Source organism: Jejuia pallidilutea (assembly GCF_002973595.1).
In the GTDB taxonomy this organism is placed as follows: domain Bacteria; phylum Bacteroidota; class Bacteroidia; order Flavobacteriales; family Flavobacteriaceae; genus Jejuia; species Jejuia pallidilutea.
In genome coordinates this window covers 179,158-196,407 of the sequence record NZ_PVEO01000001.1, presented here as the reverse complement: position 1 = coordinate 196,407, position 17,250 = coordinate 179,158, and the positions used below count along the sequence as shown (strand labels likewise).

Sequence of the window (17,250 nt, the reverse complement as noted above, 5' to 3'; positions counted from 1 at the left end):
TTAAAAAACTAAGTTAAACTTTTTCGGCATAAACAATGTAGTATCTAGGTGTAAACCACCTTAGAAGCGGACGAATACCAAGTTTTTTGGTAGGGTTCGTCCACTTTTGGCTATCTATAATTTTCCAACCAGATTTTTCCAGAAGCCAATCGAACTGCCAATCCTCAAATTCATGATAATGTCTGTCTAGCATGTCTGATTTGCTTCTATATGCTGAAGAAAACCAAAGCTTAAGTGGTACGCTTGCCACTAATTTGTTTGCTTTTATTGATTTTAGAACGGTAAAAGGCGATAAAAGATGTTCAAAAATTTCAAAGGCCGTAACAACATCGGCATTAGAAGATGTAATATTTGAGGTGTCTAGATCTAAATCCTCACCTTTAGTGTTTTCAACTGCATATCCGTGCTCTTGCATGATTTCAGTAAACGGATTTACAACACCTAAATCTAAAATACGATCTGATTTAGAAATGTGCTTTTGTAAAAACGTAATGGTATGCTTAAAACGCTTATTCGGAAATGTGTTTTCGTACATTATTATTGCTTATAAACAATGGCATTAATATTCATGCCCGCACCAACACTTGCGAAAATAATAACATCACCTTTATTAATGTCTTGATGTTCTATTTCGCCATTTAAAATCATGTTATATAAAGTAGGTATGGTGGCTACACTAGAGTTTCCTAATTTCCCTATACTCATTGGCATAATACCATCTGGCATTTTCATATCATGAAGTTCATAAAAGCGTTTTACAATAGCCTCATCCATCTTTTCGTTAGCTTGATGTATTAAAACTTTTTTTACATCAGATATGTTGAACCCACTTTTATCTAAGCAAGATTTCATTGCAACCGGAACGTTAGTTAGTGCAAATTCGTATATTTTTCTACCGTACATTTTAATATAGCGGCGGTTATCCTTAATCTCTGGGTTATTTGTTTCGCCAAAATATATAAAGTGAGCCTCGTCTAAAGCGTAAGTAGCCGTTTCGTGAGCTATAATTCCGCTTTCGCCATCGGTGGCTTCAATAATTACCGCACCAGCACCGTCACTATAAATCATAGAATCTCTATCGAATGGATCTATAACACGAGATAAGGTTTCGGCACCTATAACCAAACATTTTTTTGCAATTCCAGATGATATAAACGCATTAGCTTGAATAACACCTTCCAGCCACCCTGGGCAACCAAAAAGTAAATCGTATCCAACACATTTTGGATTTTTAATGCGCAATAAATGCTTTACTCTAGACGCTAAACTTGGTACTGTATCGCTTTGTTGGCTATCGTGCCTTACATCGCCATAATTATGGGCAACAATAATATAATCTAGGTCTTCACGATCTATTTTAGCGTTTTCAATAGCTTTTTCAGCTGCAAACGATGCAATGTCTGATGTGTTTAAATGGCTCTTGGCATAACGGCGTTCGTCTATACCTGTTATGGCTTTAAACTTTCTTACAATCACTTCGCTGGGAGCATTAATTGTAGAGCCATCGCTATTTAAAAATTCATGATTATGGAAGTTCTCGTTTTTTTCAATATTTGCAGGGATATAGCTTCCTGTACCAGTAATTTTAGTCTTCATAAATAGAAAAACTGCTTTTAGGTTTTGCAATTAAAAGCAATATAGTTTGTTTAATAATAGTTGCAATTTATTTATAGATTAATTTACGATGTTCAACCCATATTTTAAGCCTCAATATAGTCTTCAATTGGTGCGCATGTGCAAATTAAATTTCTATCACCATAAGCGTCATCTACCCGCCTTACTGTAGGCCAGAATTTGTTAGAGTGTAAATATTCTAGAGGAAAAGCGGCCTTTTTTCTTGAGTAAGGAAAATGCCATTCATCTGCGGTGATCATCTCTAACGTATGCGGTGCATTTTTTAGAACATTATTAGTTTCGTCTGCTGTTACGGCGTCAATTTCATGTTTTATGGAAATCATAGCGTCGCAAAAACGGTCAATTTCTGCCTTACTTTCGCTTTCGGTAGGCTCTATCATCATGGTGCCTGCAACTGGAAACGAAACCGTAGGTGCATGAAAACCATAATCCATTAAACGTTTGGCAATATCGGTAACTTCTATACCGTGGGCCTTAAACGGGCGACAATCAATAATCATTTCATGCGCTGCTCTACCACGTTCACCAGAATATAAGGTCTCGTAGGCGCCTTCTAGCCTGTGTTTTATGTAATTTGCGTTTAAAATTGCTATTTTGGTAGATTCAGTTAAACCAGAAGCTCCTAGCATTTTTATATATCCGTAAGAAATTAAACATGCAAGTGCAGAACCAAAAGGTGCTCCTGAAATTGCTGTAATGGCTTGCTTTCCACCTGTTTTAATTATAGGGTTGCTAGGTAAAAAAGGTGCTAGTTGTTTCGCTACACAAATAGGGCCAACACCAGGGCCACCGCCACCGTGGGGAATTGCAAATGTTTTGTGTAAGTTAAGGTGACAAACGTCTGCCCCAATATTTCCAGGATTGGTTAAGCCTACTTGTGCATTCATGTTGGCACCGTCCATATAAACCTGTCCGCCATTATCATGAATTATTTGTGTAATTTCTTTAATAGCAGACTCGTATACCCCATGCGTAGATGGGTAAGTAACCATTAATGCAGATAAGTTGTCTTTATGCAATTCTGCTTTTTCACGTAAATCATCCACATCAATATTACCTTCTTTGGTAGATTTTGTAACCACTACCTTCATGCCTGCCATAACAGCACTTGCAGGATTAGTACCATGCGCAGAAGAGGGAATTATACAAATATTTCTATGATGATCGCCACGAGATTCATGGTAGGCTTTTATTACCATTAGGCCTGCAAATTCGCCTTGTGCACCAGAGTTTGGTTGAAGCGAAGTAGCTGCAAAACCTGTAATTTCGGTTAATTGGTCTTCTAATGCTTTTAAAACTTCTAAATATCCCTTTGCTTGTTTTAATGGCACAAAAGGATGAATGTTTGCCCATTTAAAAATGCTTAAAGGCAGCATTTCAGAAGCAGCATTAAGTTTCATGGTACAAGAACCAAGGGAAATCATTGAGTGGTTTAATGCCAAATCTTTACGCTCCAAAGATTTTATATAACGCATCAACTCTGTCTCAGAGTGATATTTGTTGAATATTTCTAGTGTTAAGAATTCTGAAGTTCTTGCTACAAATTCATCAATATTATTTGCTGTGTTAACTTCTGTTATCTTAAAAGGTTCTTTTCCTGCGGCTTCAGCAAAGATAGAAATCAAATAATTAATGTCTCTTATAGAGGTAGTTTCATTAATTGCTAACGTAACCGTATTTTTATTGGGATACCAAAGATTAACTTTTTTTATTGAAGCAATCTTTTTTATCTTTTTTGCTTTTGTTTTAATTTGAAGTGTATCAAAAAACGATGTGTTTACCTGCTCGTACCCCAAGGATTTTAATGCCTCAGCTAATTTTGATGCTTTATTATGAACTTGATCTGCAATAAATTTTAAGCCTTTAGGACCGTGATACACTGCATACATACTAGCCATAACAGCTAACAAAACTTGTGCTGTACATATGTTAGAGGTTGCTTTATCTCTTTTAATGTGCTGCTCGCGTGTTTGTAGTGCCATACGTAAAGCACGTTTACCATCGGTATCTTTAGTAACGCCAATAATACGTCCAGGAAGGTCTCTTTTGTATGCCTCCTTAGTTGCAAAATATGCTGCATGAGGTCCGCCATATCCCATAGGAATACCAAAACGCTGTGTTGTACCAACAACTACATCTGCACCAAATTTTCCGGGAGCTTCTAGTTTTACCAAACTCAAAATATCGGCAGCTACAGCTACTTTAATTTCAGCTGCATTAGCTTTTTCTATAAAAGACTTTATATCGGTTATTTGTCCGTCTTTCCCTGGATATTGCAAAATGGCACCAAAAAAATCAGTGGAAAAATCAAATGTATCTTCTTTACCAACTACAAGTTCTATACCTATTGGTGTAGCTCTTGTTTGAAGTAGTGATAAGGTTTGTGGCAATATATCTTCCGAAACAAAAAATTTATGTAAGCCTGCCTTTTTTTGGTCACGGCTTCGTACGGCAAATAATAAGCTCATGGCCTCAGCCGCTGCAGTACTTTCGTCTAAAAGCGATGCATTTGCAATTTCCATACCAGTTAAATCTGTAACCATGGTTTGAAAATTTAAAAGTGCCTCTAGCCTACCTTGGGCAATTTCGGCTTGATAAGGTGTGTAAGCTGTGTACCATCCTGGATTTTCCAAGATATTTCTTTGAATTACCGCAGGCATCACCGTTGGGTGATACCCTAGACCAATATAAGTTTTTCGCGCTTTATTCTTTTTAGATAAGTTGTGAATATGTAATAAATACTCATATTCAGTCATTGGTTCATCTAAGTTTAAACCGTTCTTAAGACGAATATTGTCTGGAATGGTTTCATAAATCAGCTGGTCTAAAGTCTCTAAACCAAGAGCTTCTAACATCAGTTGTTGGTCTTCTTTACGCGGACCAATGTGGCGCAGAGCAAAAGCATTCGTATCCATCAAGTTTCAATTTGAAATATAATTTGCAAAAATAAGTAATAATTAATGGCTTTTAGCGCGCTAAATAGAAAGTTTTTAACTGTTTGTTTGCCTTATTAACAGTTTGTGTATTTTTACATAATGCAGCTTTTAAAACAACTTTTAAATTTTTATATCAATAGTAGTATTCATGTGGCTTTAGCTGTATATGCGCTTACCTATTTAACACTTATAGAGTTTGGTGTTTTGTACAATGAAACGGTTTTGTATTTTGTGTTTTATGCTACTATTACTGGTTATAATTTCGTAAAGTTTTTTGGGCTGGCAAAATTTCATCATAGGAGTTTAGCGGGATGGTTAAAGGCCATACAGGTCTTTTCTTTAATTTGCTTTGTTTTAATGTGTTATTATTTGTTAAGCTTACCTACTAAAACACTAATTTATATTTCACTCTTCGGGTTGGTTACTTTCTTTTATGCCATACCCCTTGTGCCTAAACGTATTTTTGTGGATAAACACCATAACTTAAGAAGTATAGGAGGATTAAAGGTATATGTAATAGCTTTGGTTTGGACTGGCGTTACGGTATTTTTACCTCTTTATAGTAATGGTTTTACCATAAATACTGATGTTATAATAACTGCATTTCAGCGATTTATTTTTGTAATTATTTTAATGTTGCCATTTGAAATACGCGACTTAAAATTTGATAGCCTAAAACTATCAACAATACCACAAAAAATAGGTGTAAAATATACCAAAGGTATTGGTGTGTTTTTGGTTATAGTAGTGTTTTTAGTAGAATTTTTTAAGGATGAATTAACCAAAAGCGGTATTGCTGCTTTTACGGTAACCTTGATAGTAATGGTATTGCTGTTAATTTTTTCTAAAGTAAATCAAAATAAATATTATAGTGCTTTTTGGGTAGAGGGCGTGCCAATTTTATGGCTTTTGCTTAGATTGTTTCTTAGTTAGAAACTTCGTTTAAAACTTTTTCAAATTCTTTTTTCATGTCAGCCTTGGTAGAAGTGCTTAAACATTCTACATCTGCTTTTTTTATTGTTTTAGTTAGCTTGGAATTGTTTTTCGTGTATTCTCTACAAGCCCTACAATAAATTAAATGAATGTTGAGTTTAACTTTTTCCCAGAGTGTTGCGTCCTTGTATTGCGTTTTATCGCATACATGGTTAGCTTCATCACAAGGAATTATAAACTTTATTTTACCCATAATTAAAACCAATTTGTTTTTAAGCAATCAGCCATTGCGGTTCTGGCTCTGTGTATTATTACCCAAAGATTAGACGCGGTAATATTAAGTTCATTACAAATAACTTCAGTCTCATAATTTAAGATGGTTTTCATTTTAAACACCTCGGCCTGCTTTTCTGGAAGCTTGCCTAAACAGTTATAAATTGCGTCTCCTAGCTCATTATTTTGTAGTGTATCCTCGGCAGTTTTATCAAAAGGATCTGAGACACGTTCTTCTAACCAATCGCCTTCACTTTCGGCATCGTTATAATTAATTCTTACTTCGGCTTTTCCTTTGTTGGAATTAATTTTGCGGTAGTGGTCAATAATTTTACGCTTTAAGATAGAAATTAACCATGTTCGCTCACTGGCTTCACCCTTAAAGTTTTTCATGGATTTTAAACCAGCAAAAAACGTTTCCTGAACCAAATCTTGTGCAATCTCACGATCGTTTACACGGGTAATGGTGTAATTGAAGAGATAATCAGAATAAAGGTCAATCCATTTATTAGGATTAATTTTATGATCGGGCATTCTTGCAGCTCTTTTTTTGAAGTCCAAAAATACGGTAAAAAAATGAATTTATAATGATTTGTAAATTGTTTAAAGTGAGTTTAGTAACACGTTAAAATGTCATTATTTTATTTCGTTTCCATCAACCCCGCTCGTTTCAACAAAGCCTCGGGTTTTGGTTCTTGCCCTCTAAAACGTTTGTAAAGTGTCATGGGGTTTTCTGTTCCTCCTTTGCTTAAAACATGGTCGTAAAATTTCTGAGCGACCGAGGTATTGAAAATTCCATTTTCCTTAAAATATTCAAAAGCATCGGCGTCTAAAACTTCGGCCCATTTATAGCTGTAATAGCCAGATGAGTAGCCGCCCTGAAAAATATGCGAAAATGCGGTACTCATACAATTTTCAGCAACGTCAGGATATAGTTTTGTCCCCTCAAATGCTTTGTTTTCGTGAGTTTTAACATCTAAGATATCTGTAGGGTCTTGTCCGTGCCAACTCATATCCAACAACCCGAAACTTAACTGGCGCACCGTTTGCATGCCTTCTAAAAATGTTGCTGAGGCCTTTATTTTTTCTATCAGGTCCATAGGTATTACTTCGCCTGTTTCGTAATGCGTTGCAAACAATTCTAAAGCTTCTTTTTCATAGCACCAATTTTCCATAACTTGACTGGGTAGTTCTACAAAATCCCAATACACACTAGTTCCTGATAAACTAGGGTAAGTGGTATTGGCTAGCATGCCATGAAGTGCATGCCCAAACTCATGAAACAGAGTGGTAACCTCGTTAAAAGTTAACAAAGAAGGTTTTGTTTTTGTGGGTTTTGTAAAATTGCAAACTATAGAAATGTGTGGTCTGCTGTTTTCTTCATTTTTAATGTATTGCGGCTTGTAAACCGTCATCCACGCGCCATTGCGTTTTCCTGGTCTAGGAAAAAAATCGGCATATAAAATTGAAATGAAATCTCCTTTAGAATTTGTGACTTTGTACGTTAGTACATCGTCGTGATATTTATCTATGGTATTAATTTCCTCGAAATGTAAATTAAACAGTTTGTTGGCCACGGTAAACGCGCCATTAATAACGTTTTGAAGTTTGAAATACGGCTTTAGCTTTTCATCATCTAAACTGAATAATTTTTGTTTTAATTTTTCGGAATAGTAGGCGCCATCCCATTTTTCAAGTTTATCTATATTGTCTAAGTCCTTCGCGAAGTTTTCTAGATTTTTAAACTCGCGATCTGCCGCAGGTTTCGCTTTTTCTAGCAGTTCGTTTAAAAACTTTTCAACGTTTTTAGGCGTTTCGGCCATTCGTTCTTCCAAAACAAAATGTGCATGGGTTTTGTAACCTAATAAATTAGCGCGCTCGTGCCTTAATTTTGCAATGTCGAGTACGTGTTGTTGGTTGTCTAGCTTATCGCCTTTAAACCCTTTTGAGCCCGCTGCGATTGATAGTTGTTTTCGTAGCTCTCGATTATCAGCATAGGTTACAAAAGGAATGTAGCTTGGATAATCTAGAGTAAATAACCAGCCTTCTTTTTCTTTGCTTTCTGCTAATTGTTTTGCAGCTTCTTTTGCACCATCGGGCAATCCAGATATGTCTGCTTCATTAGTAATTAGCATTTCAAAGGCATTAGTTTCAGCTAAAATATTTTCACCAAATTTTAATTTTAGTTGACTTAATTTTTTATCAATTTCTCTTAATTGCTGTTTTTTCTCTTTTGGGAGATTAGCACCGTTTCTGGAAAAACTCTTGTATTTTTTTTCTAATAACGTATGTTGTTCAACAGTTAAATTAAGTGTGTCTTTAGAGTTGTAAACCGTTTTTATGCGTTTAAATAAATCTTCATTCAACGTAATATCGTTACTAAATTCTGATAGCATGGGAGATACTTCTTGTGCAATTTTTTGAATGGTATCGTTGGTTTCGGCAGAATTTAAATTGAAGAATATGCTAGATATCCTGTCTAGTTTTTCTCCCGAAAACTCTAGGGCTTCAATAGTATTTTTAAAAGTTGGCGAAGCTTCATTATTTGCTATGGCATTAATTTCAGCTTTAGCATCGGCTATGGCTTTTTTAAAAGTAGGAAGGTAATCCTCATTTTTTATTTTAGAAAATGGCGCTGTATTGTATGGTGTGTTAAAACCGTTCGTCGATGAGTAGTCTATCATTATATAATAAAAAAGTGTTAAAATTTAATTATGTTATGCATGCACAGTAAAATATTTATACTTTCGCGCAGATTTTTCAGAGGAGTTAAACTTTTAACTCGTAAGAATTATTGTTAATAGCTAATGAAACCTCGGCCTTTTGGTCGGGGTTTCTCTATTTTAAATCTTTGGCAGATTCGTGTACTTTTAACTTTAAGCCTTCTTTGTACGCTATTATTTTATCTAGAACACAAGTATCGTGCGCTCCAATAATTTGTGCGGCAAGAATACCGGCGTTTTTAGCGCCATTTAAAGCAACGGTAGCTACGGGAACACCGCCAGGCATTTGTAAAATAGAAAGCACAGAGTCCCAGCCATCTATAGAGTTACTGCTTTTTACAGGAACGCCAATAACAGGTAAGGGCGATAGCGATGCTATCATTCCAGGTAAATGTGCAGCACCACCAGCACCGGCCACAATTACGGAAAACCCTCTAGTATGGGCGTTTTTTCCATAATCGAACAATTTTTCGGGGGTACGATGTGCAGAAACGATATCAACTTCAACTTCAATATCAAAACCTTTTAAGATGTCTATAGCATCTTGCATTACAGGAAGATCGCTTTTACTTCCCATTATTACTCCTACTTTACTCATATAAATTTCAATTTTAAAAAACTCCAAACTCCAAAAATTATCATTAAGTTTTTAGAATCTGGTGTTTGTTATTGTGATTTATTCACTAATTACTTTAATAGACTTTTTTACTTCCTCTGCTATGCGTCGTGCTTCATTTAAATCTTCATTAACAATGGTAACATGTCCCATTTTTCTAAAAGGGCGTGTTTGTTTCTTACCGTAAATATGTGGGGTTACACCATCCATGGTCATTATATTCTCAATATTTTGGTAAACAACATTACCTGTGTAGCCTTCTGCACCAACCAAATTAACCATAACGCCACCAACTTTATTGTCGGTTCTTCCTAAAGGCAGATTTAAAATAGCGCGAAGATGTTGCTCAAATTGCGAAGTGTAGCTTGCCTCAATGGTTTGGTGTCCAGAATTATGGGGTCTTGGTGCTACCTCGTTTACTAGAATAGCATCATCTTTAGTTTGAAACATTTCAACCGCTAACAATCCTACGTGGTTAAAAGCTTTTGAAACCTTTAAGGCGACTTCTATAGCTTTTTTAGCAACATCATCGGGAATTCTTGCAGGACAAATAACATACTCTACTTGGTTGGCTTCAGGGTGAAACTCCATTTCTACAACAGGAAATGTTTTGGTGTCTCCAGATGCATTTCTTGCCACAATTACCGCTAATTCATTTTTAAAAGGCACCAAGTTTTCGGCAATACATTCACCTTTAGGTAAGCCTTCTAAGTCTGATAATTGCCTTACCACTTTTACACCATTACCATCGTAACCAAATTGTGCTGCTTTCCAAACAAATGGAAATTTCAGTCCGCCATTGGCAACGGCATCTTCAATTTCAGATATGTAGGCGAACCTAGAAAAATCTGCGGTTGGTATGTTATGGTCTATGTAAAATAATTTTTGTTTTGCCTTGTTTTGTATTGTGCGCAACGTTTTGGATGCAGGATATACTTTTACACCTTCGTTTTCTAGAGTTTCTAAAGCATCAACATTTACATTTTCAATTTCAATAGTTAGTACGTCAACTTGTTTTCCAAAATTGTACACCGCATTGTAATCCATTAAATCTCCTAAATGAAATTCATCACAGGCAATTTTGCAGGGGGCTGTATTGCTAGCTTCTAAAACACAAGTATAAATATCAAATTTACGCGTATTGTACAGCAACATTTTACCTAACTGACCACCACCTAGAATGCCTAATTTAAAATCTGAAGAAAAATAATTCATTAGTAATTATTAAGAGTATAAGTTAAAGATGCACAAAAATACACTTAAATATATAATTTGATTCTAAAACCTAAATCAAAAAAAATCAGCAAATACTTAATCTATTGATTATCTTTGCATTTTTCAAACCATAATAAAGTGATAAAACTTCACGATAAATATTTTAAACCATTTATTTCTGCTGAAGAAATTGAGGCGGCAATTGATAGGCTAGTTGCCGAAATTGCCAGCGATTTGGGTGATGAAATTCCTGTTTTTGTTGGTATTTTAAACGGATCGTTTATGCTCACTAGCGATTTTGTTAAGAAATATCCAAAGCCTTGCGAGGTTACTTTTATAAAATTGGCCTCTTATGAAGGCGTAAAATCTAGCGAGGATATTCAGCGTTTAATAGGGCTAACCCAAGATTTAACAGGAAGAACCGTTATTATTCTTGAAGATATTATAGATACAGGCAAAACCCTTGCCGAAGTACACCGCATTTTTGAAAACGAGAAGGTAAAAACATTAAAAATAGCTACGCTTTTTTACAAGCCAGAAGCTTACAAGAAAGATTTTAAATTACATTACATTGGCATAAGAATTCCAGATAAGTTTATTGTAGGTTACGGTTTAGACTATGATAATCTTGGAAGGGATTTACCAGAAGTATATCAAATAAAAGAAACACAACACATGACTAACTTAGTATTATTTGGCCCTCCAGGAGCAGGTAAAGGCACTCAAGCTAATTTTTTAAAAGAAAAGTATAACCTAGTACATATTTCTACAGGCGATGTTTTTAGATACAACATTAAAAACGAAACCGCCTTAGGAATGCTTGCCAAATCTTATATAGATAAAGGAGCCTTAGTGCCAGATCAAGTTACTATTGATATGCTAAATGCCGAGGTAGAAAAGAATGCTGATGCCAACGGCTTTATTTTTGATGGATTTCCTAGAACCAACGCGCAAGCTGAAGCTCTAGACAAGTTAATGGACGAGAAGGATTCTCAAATTAATGCGATGATTGCTCTAGAAGTAGATGATGAAGTTTTGGTAAAACGCTTGCTAAAACGTGGCGAAACAAGCGGAAGAGCCGATGATGCCGACGAATCTGTAATTAGAAATCGTATAAAAGTATACTACAACGAAACCGCTATTTTAAAAGACTATTATTCTGCACAAGACAAATACTATGGTGTAGACGGTGTTGGTAGTATTGAAGACATAACAGAGCGTTTAAGTAAAGTTATCAATACATTATAAATTCTTCTACCGAGTTTAAAACTTTATACTTTAAACTTAGAACTTTAAACTCAAATCATGACTGAAGGAAATTTTGTTGATTATGTAAAAATGTATGTGGCCTCTGGAAAGGGAGGACAAGGATCTGCACATTTACACCGCGAAAAATATATTACCAAAGGCGGGCCAGATGGTGGCGATGGTGGTCGTGGAGGTCATGTTATTATTCGTGGCAATTCAAACCTCTGGACACTTTTTCATCTTAAGTTTAAAAAACACGTTCGTGCTGGCCACGGTGGGAACGGTAGTAAAAGCCGAAGTACTGGTGCCGATGGAGAAGACGCATACATCGATGTACCACTAGGCACCGTAATAAGAGACACAGAGACCAACGAGATACTCTTTGAAATTACAGAACACGGTGAAGAAAAAATAATTGTAGAAGGTGGCAAAGGAGGTTTAGGCAACTGGCACTTTAAATCCTCTACAAACCAAACACCACGCTATGCGCAACCTGGTTTACCTATGCAGGAGCAGTACATAACCATGGAACTTAAAGTGTTGGCAGATGTTGGCTTGGTAGGATTCCCAAATGCAGGGAAATCTACATTGCTTTCTGTTATAACTTCTGCGAAGCCAAAAATTGCAGATTACGAGTTTACTACATTAAAGCCAAATTTGGGTATTGTAGAATATCGCGATTTTCAAACGTTTGTAATGGCAGATATTCCTGGAATTATAGAAGGTGCAGCCGAAGGTAAAGGCCTAGGGCATTATTTTTTACGACACATAGAACGAAATTCAGTATTGTTATTTTTAATTCCAGCAGATGCAAATAACATTACAAAACAGTATGAGATTTTATTGGACGAATTACGTCGCTACAACCCAGAAATGCTAGATAAGGAACGTTTAATTGCCATATCTAAATGCGACATGCTAGATGGTGAGTTACAGGCAGAACTAAAAAAACAACTCGATAACGAACTACCAATTCCATATATGTTTATCTCTTCTGTAGCGCAACAAGGTATTACAGAGCTTAAGGATAGACTTTGGAAAATGTTGAACACTTAGTTTTTGGGCGTTACTTTCGTTCCATACCTACAAGGTTTTTTAGGAACCTTGCAGGAGTCACTTCAGTCGGGCTTTCACTACTCAATCTTTTTAAAGCGACATTGCAAGGAGATTATTAACGCGGCTATCCATACATTTAATTTCCTAATTACATAAAGTTTCAACTCACTTTAAAAAGGATTTCATACAAACCGTTCAATCCCTAACGCGGGTTGTGTCTTTACATTAACAATTCATAATTTTTAAATTAAATTTTGCTAATCGTAAATCATAAATCGTTGGTAGTAATTCGTATATCGTAATTCCTTTCACTATTTTTGCAAACGCAAATGAGTACTACCAAAAAAGATATACGGGCATTAACAAAAGAGCAACTTAGGGATTTTTTCGTCGACCAAGGCGATAAAGCCTTTCGTGGCAACCAAGTTTATGAGTGGTTGTGGCAAAAATCGGCACATAGTTTCGAGGCTATGACAAATATTTCTAAAGAAACCCGCCAAATGCTAGAGGATAACTTTGTTATTAATCATATTCGGGTAGATACCATGCAACGTAGTGCCGATGGTACCATTAAAAATGCAGTACAATTGCACGATGGGTTAATTGTAGAATCTGTTTTAATACCTACAAAAACTAGAACTACGGCTTGTGTGTCTAGTCAGGTAGGCTGCAGTTTAGATTGTCGTTTTTGTGCCACAGCACGCTTAAAACGCATGCGAAACTTAAATCCTGATGAGATCTACGATCAAGTAGTAGCAATAGATAACGAAAGTAGGCTTTACCATAACCGTCCACTAAGTAACATTGTGTTTATGGGTATGGGCGAACCGCTTATGAATTACAATAATGTATTGAAAGCCATAGATAAAATAACCTCCGATGACGGTTTAGGAATGTCTCCCAAGCGTATTGTAGTGTCCACATCTGGCGTGCCTAAAATGATAAAAAAAATGGCCGATGATGAAGTAAAGTTTAAACTGGCAGTGTCATTACATTCAGCTATCGATGAGGTTAGAACCACTATAATGCCGTTTAATGAAACATTTCCATTAGCAGATTTAAGGGAGGCTTTAGAGTATTGGTACACGAAAACTAAAAATAGAATTACTTACGAGTATGTAGTTTGGAAAGATATTAACGATAAGCGAAAAGACGTAGATGCTTTGGTGCAATTTTGCAAATTTGCACCAAGTAAAGTAAATTTAATAGAATACAACCCCATTGATGATGGCGAATTTCAACAAGCCAATTCTGAAGCTATAGACATGTATAAAAACATACTAGAGGCTAACAATATTACGGTTACCATTCGCCGAAGTAGAGGCAAGGATATAGATGCTGCATGTGGGCAATTGGCAAATAAATCCTAAATGTAACTTTGTAATTCTGTAATGGCAGGAATACACTAATTAAGAAATAGTATATTTTAGCATATTAAATGAAAATAGTAGAGCAAATAAAACAACCTATAGCTTACGAGATGGAACTTTTTGAGCAAAAGTTTCAACTCTCCATGTCTAGTAAGGTGGCTTTGCTTAATAGAATTACCCATTATATTGTAAATAGAAAGGGTAAACAAATGCGACCAATGTTTGTGTTTTTAGTGGCTAAAATGGTGTCTGAAGGCGAAGTGAGCGAACGCACCTATCGTGGCGCTTCGGTAATAGAACTTATACATACTGCTACACTGGTTCATGATGATGTGGTTGATGATAGTAACCGCCGCAGAGGATTCTTCTCTGTTAACGCACTTTGGAAAAATAAGATTGCCGTTTTAATAGGCGATTATTTACTCTCTAAAGGGCTTTTGCTTTCAATTGATAATAATGACTTCGACCTTTTGAAAATTATTTCCATTGCCGTTCGTGAAATGAGCGAAGGCGAGTTACTTCAAATTGAAAAGGCAAGAAAATTAGACATTACAGAAGCAGTATATTACGAAATAATTCGCCAAAAAACAGCAACTTTAATTGCTGCATGTTGTAGTTTGGGGGCGGCATCGGTAAAACCCGAATCGCAGCATGTAGATACCATGCGAAAATTTGGAGAACTTATCGGTATGGCGTTTCAAATAAAAGACGATTTGTTTGATTACGGTGAAACCCAAATAGGCAAACCAACGGGCATAGATATTAAAGAGCAAAAAATGACGCTACCTTTAATTTATACACTTAACAATGCTAGCAAAAAAGATAAAAGGTGGTTGATTAACTCTATAAAAAATCATAATAAAGATACAAAACGTGTTAAGGAAGTTATAGCTTTTGTTAAAGCTAGCGGTGGTTTAGATTATGCCGTTACCAAAATGAAAGCTTTCCAAAAAGAAGCATTACGGCTCTTACAAACCTATCCTAATTCAGATTATAAGAATGCACTAGAATTAATGGTAAATTATGTAATTGATAGGAAAAAGTAAAGCCTTTTTAACTCCCCTCACAATACAATAAATTATTGTGCGTAAGTGTTGCCATAATATTTTTTTCGAAGCCAAAAGGACACCCTAACTAGCAATATTAATGCAGGAACTTCAACTAAAGGCCCAATTACGCCTGCAAATGCTTGTCCGGAATTTAAACCAAATACAGCAATAGCAACAGCAATGGCCAATTCAAAATTATTACCTGCTGCAGTAAAGGCTACCGATGCTGTTTTGTCGTAAGTAGCTCCTGTGGCTTTAGAAACAAAAAAGCCAATAATAAACATCAAGGTAAAATAAATTAGTAATGGAACTGCAATAATTAATACATCCATAGGTATTTTAACAATTAACTCACCTTTTAAAGAGAACATAACTATAATTGTAAACAAAAGCGCTATTAAGGTTAAGGGTGAAATTGTAGGGATAAATTTGTTGCTATACCATACTTCTCCTTTTAGTTTTACCAAAACCAGTCTACTTAAAATCCCCATTACAAACGGAATTCCCAAATAAATAGCCACACTTTCAGCAATTGTTGCAATAGAAATATCAACAATAGCACCTTCAAATCCAAAATAGGGTGGAAGCACTGTGATAAAAATCCAAGCATAAAAACTGTAGGCAAACACCTGAAAAATACTATTTAATGCCACTAAGCCTGCGCCATATTCGCTGCTGCCCTCAGCTAAATCGTTCCAAACCAAAACCATAGCAATACAGCGTGCCAAACCTATTAAAATAAGCCCTACCATATACTCAGGGTACTCGCGTAAAAATATAATGGCCAATGCAAACATTAAAATAGGGCCAATTATCCAATTTAAAATAAGGGAAATGGATAGAATTTTAGTATTTCTAAAAACCTTTGGTAAAAGTGAATAGTTAACCTTCGCCAAAGGTGGATACATCATTAATATTAAACCAATGGCAATAGGTATGTTGGTTGTGCCGCTATTAAATGTGTTTATAATATTGGGAAAGTTTGGTATAAAGTACCCAAGGCCAACGCCAATAGCCATTGCTACAAATATCCATAAGGTAAGATTTCTGTCTAAAAAACTTAATTTTTTTACTGCCATTTTTAAGCGTTTATTTGTGAGAAAACATAAAATAATTCTGTTGCAATTTGCAAGCTCCTTTCGTTGTATTTTTCAGCCTGTTGTGACGTGTCGTCAAATGCTTTAGGGTCTTTAAAAGTTATGGGAATGCGTTGTTCTGCTCCAGAAACAAAGGGGCATGCTTCATTTGCAGAATCACAAGTCATTATTGCAGCAAATTCAGTTTTTGGATTAAAATCATCATCTAATGTCTTTGAAAACCCAATTATTGGATGTGCATTATCGGTATATTTTATGCTGTAAATTGGGTTGTTGCCTTCTGAAATTGTTTTTGTTTTAAAACCCGAATTCTGCAAAGTTTTTGCAGCCATAGGAAAAAGCGCCGTGGCTTCGGTGCCTCCAGAATAACAATACACATTTTTTATATTAAAATAGTGCGCCATAGTTTGTGCCCAAACTTGAGATAAATGGCTTCTTCGTGAATTGTGGGTACAAATAAAATTGATACGGATATCTTTATGGTTAGATACTTTTTTTTGTATAAAATCTATTAAAGGTTTTAAAATGGTTTTGCGTTCGCTTTTAATAGATTCAGGGTTTAAAGTTTTAATTAATACTTCTATTTCTGAAAACAGGTTAGATTCACTCATTATTATTTACAGTTTTTATTTTAACAACAATTACCATCTGGAGCACAACAAGGCTCGTCATTTAAATCAGATAGTTTTACTTTTGGTTTTTCTACAGGGATACCACATTTATCTTTAGCCAAACAGTCTGTGGCTTTAGTGGTGAGCTTAAATAATTCTCCGTTAAAATCTAGCCCAAATTTTTGGATGGTATCTCCTTGGTATTCTACTTCTATCTCTAGATCTTTTAAGTCTAAAACTTTTTCAGATAACGCTATTATATCCAAGAGTTTTTCTGGATGTAACCGGTGGTTGTAATCATTGGCATTCCATAATTGAAAGTTAACGACTTCTTCTTTTCTTACAGTGCCCCCACAATCAATAAAGTGTTTAGTGGTTTTACCCACTTCTGTAATATGAAAATGTTTGGGTACTAATGTGTTGTTTGGTAATAAAAAACCAATAACATCTAATTTTCTTAATATTAATTTTATTTCTGATAGTTTCAT

The 17,250-nt window shown here is 35.5% G+C and carries 16 protein-coding genes; 5 read left to right on the top strand and 11 right to left on the bottom strand.

Annotated features, from left to right (window positions below; all coding sequences use genetic code 11):
* Positions 1-13: 13 nt before the first annotated feature.
* From CLV33_RS00920 to gcvP, 3 genes are all read right to left on the bottom strand, one after another.
* A complete protein-coding gene (locus CLV33_RS00920) occupies positions 14-535 on the bottom strand; it encodes a methyltransferase domain-containing protein (protein WP_105472321.1) in 522 nt (173 codons plus the stop codon).
* Positions 536-537: 2 nt separating this feature from the next.
* Positions 538-1,596, bottom strand: coding sequence for a 3-oxoacyl-ACP synthase III family protein (locus CLV33_RS00915; RefSeq protein WP_042249502.1), 1,059 nt, complete (start codon positions 1,594-1,596; stop codon positions 538-540).
* 104 nt (positions 1,597-1,700) lie between these two features.
* On the bottom strand, positions 1,701-4,550 hold the full coding sequence (gcvP, locus tag CLV33_RS00910; protein ID WP_105472320.1) for an aminomethyl-transferring glycine dehydrogenase: 2,850 nt from the start codon (positions 4,548-4,550) through the stop codon (positions 1,701-1,703).
* 120 nt (positions 4,551-4,670) lie between these two features.
* Here gcvP and CLV33_RS00905 point away from each other — a divergent pair, with 120 nt between their 5' ends.
* Positions 4,671-5,504, top strand: a complete 834-nt coding sequence (locus tag CLV33_RS00905; RefSeq protein WP_105472319.1) for a UbiA prenyltransferase family protein — start codon at positions 4,671-4,673, stop codon at positions 5,502-5,504.
* Here the strand turns inward: CLV33_RS00905 and CLV33_RS00900 are convergent.
* From CLV33_RS00900 to CLV33_RS00880, 5 genes are all read right to left on the bottom strand, one after another.
* On the bottom strand, positions 5,497-5,757 hold the full coding sequence (locus CLV33_RS00900) for a hypothetical protein (protein WP_042246239.1): 261 nt from the start codon (positions 5,755-5,757) through the stop codon (positions 5,497-5,499). The genes CLV33_RS00905 and CLV33_RS00900 overlap by 8 nt on opposite strands.
* A 2-nt stretch (positions 5,758-5,759) precedes the next feature.
* Complete coding sequence (locus tag CLV33_RS00895; protein WP_105472318.1) at positions 5,760-6,311, bottom strand: sigma-70 family RNA polymerase sigma factor; 552 nt, start codon at positions 6,309-6,311, stop codon at positions 5,760-5,762.
* 107 nt (positions 6,312-6,418) lie between these two features.
* The gene (locus CLV33_RS00890; protein ID WP_105472317.1) at positions 6,419-8,461 is read right to left on the bottom strand and encodes a M3 family metallopeptidase; all 2,043 of its coding nucleotides are present in this window, start codon (positions 8,459-8,461) and stop codon (positions 6,419-6,421) included.
* Between the two features lie 154 nt (positions 8,462-8,615).
* Positions 8,616-9,098, bottom strand: a complete 483-nt coding sequence (gene purE, locus CLV33_RS00885) for a 5-(carboxyamino)imidazole ribonucleotide mutase (RefSeq protein ID WP_105472316.1) — start codon at positions 9,096-9,098, stop codon at positions 8,616-8,618.
* Positions 9,099-9,176: 78 nt separating this feature from the next.
* Positions 9,177-10,331: a 5-(carboxyamino)imidazole ribonucleotide synthase gene (locus tag CLV33_RS00880; RefSeq protein ID WP_105472315.1), complete on the bottom strand. Its 1,155-nt coding sequence runs from the start codon at positions 10,329-10,331 to the stop codon at positions 9,177-9,179.
* Between the two features lie 138 nt (positions 10,332-10,469).
* On the opposite strand from CLV33_RS00880, the gene CLV33_RS00875 reads away from it, so the two are divergent.
* The 4 genes from CLV33_RS00875 to CLV33_RS00860 all read left to right on the top strand — a co-directional run bounded on the left by CLV33_RS00875 (position 10,470) and on the right by CLV33_RS00860 (position 15,051).
* The gene (locus CLV33_RS00875) at positions 10,470-11,579 is read left to right on the top strand and encodes an adenylate kinase (protein ID WP_105472314.1); all 1,110 of its coding nucleotides are present in this window, start codon (positions 10,470-10,472) and stop codon (positions 11,577-11,579) included.
* 57 nt (positions 11,580-11,636) lie between these two features.
* A complete protein-coding gene (gene obgE / locus CLV33_RS00870; RefSeq protein ID WP_105472313.1) occupies positions 11,637-12,635 on the top strand; it encodes a GTPase ObgE in 999 nt (332 codons plus the stop codon).
* A 329-nt stretch (positions 12,636-12,964) separates the two neighbouring features.
* Positions 12,965-14,005: a 23S rRNA (adenine(2503)-C(2))-methyltransferase RlmN gene (gene rlmN / locus CLV33_RS00865; RefSeq protein WP_105472312.1), complete on the top strand. Its 1,041-nt coding sequence runs from the start codon at positions 12,965-12,967 to the stop codon at positions 14,003-14,005.
* Between the two features lie 68 nt (positions 14,006-14,073).
* Complete coding sequence (locus tag CLV33_RS00860) at positions 14,074-15,051, top strand: polyprenyl synthetase family protein (RefSeq protein ID WP_105472311.1); 978 nt, start codon at positions 14,074-14,076, stop codon at positions 15,049-15,051.
* Positions 15,052-15,083: 32 nt separating this feature from the next.
* Here the strand turns inward: CLV33_RS00860 and arsB are convergent, their stop codons facing one another.
* Genes arsB through CLV33_RS00845 form a run of 3 tightly spaced genes read right to left on the bottom strand, consistent with a single transcriptional unit; the run spans position 15,084 to position 17,250 of the window.
* Entirely contained in the window at positions 15,084-16,133 is a 1,050-nt protein-coding gene (gene arsB / locus CLV33_RS00855; RefSeq protein WP_105472310.1) for an ACR3 family arsenite efflux transporter, read from the bottom strand.
* A 2-nt stretch (positions 16,134-16,135) separates the two neighbouring features.
* Positions 16,136-16,762: a low molecular weight phosphatase family protein gene (locus CLV33_RS00850; protein ID WP_394340393.1), complete on the bottom strand. Its 627-nt coding sequence runs from the start codon at positions 16,760-16,762 to the stop codon at positions 16,136-16,138.
* A gap of 20 nt (positions 16,763-16,782) precedes the next feature.
* Entirely contained in the window at positions 16,783-17,250 is a 468-nt protein-coding gene (locus CLV33_RS00845) for a DUF6428 family protein (RefSeq protein WP_105472308.1), read from the bottom strand.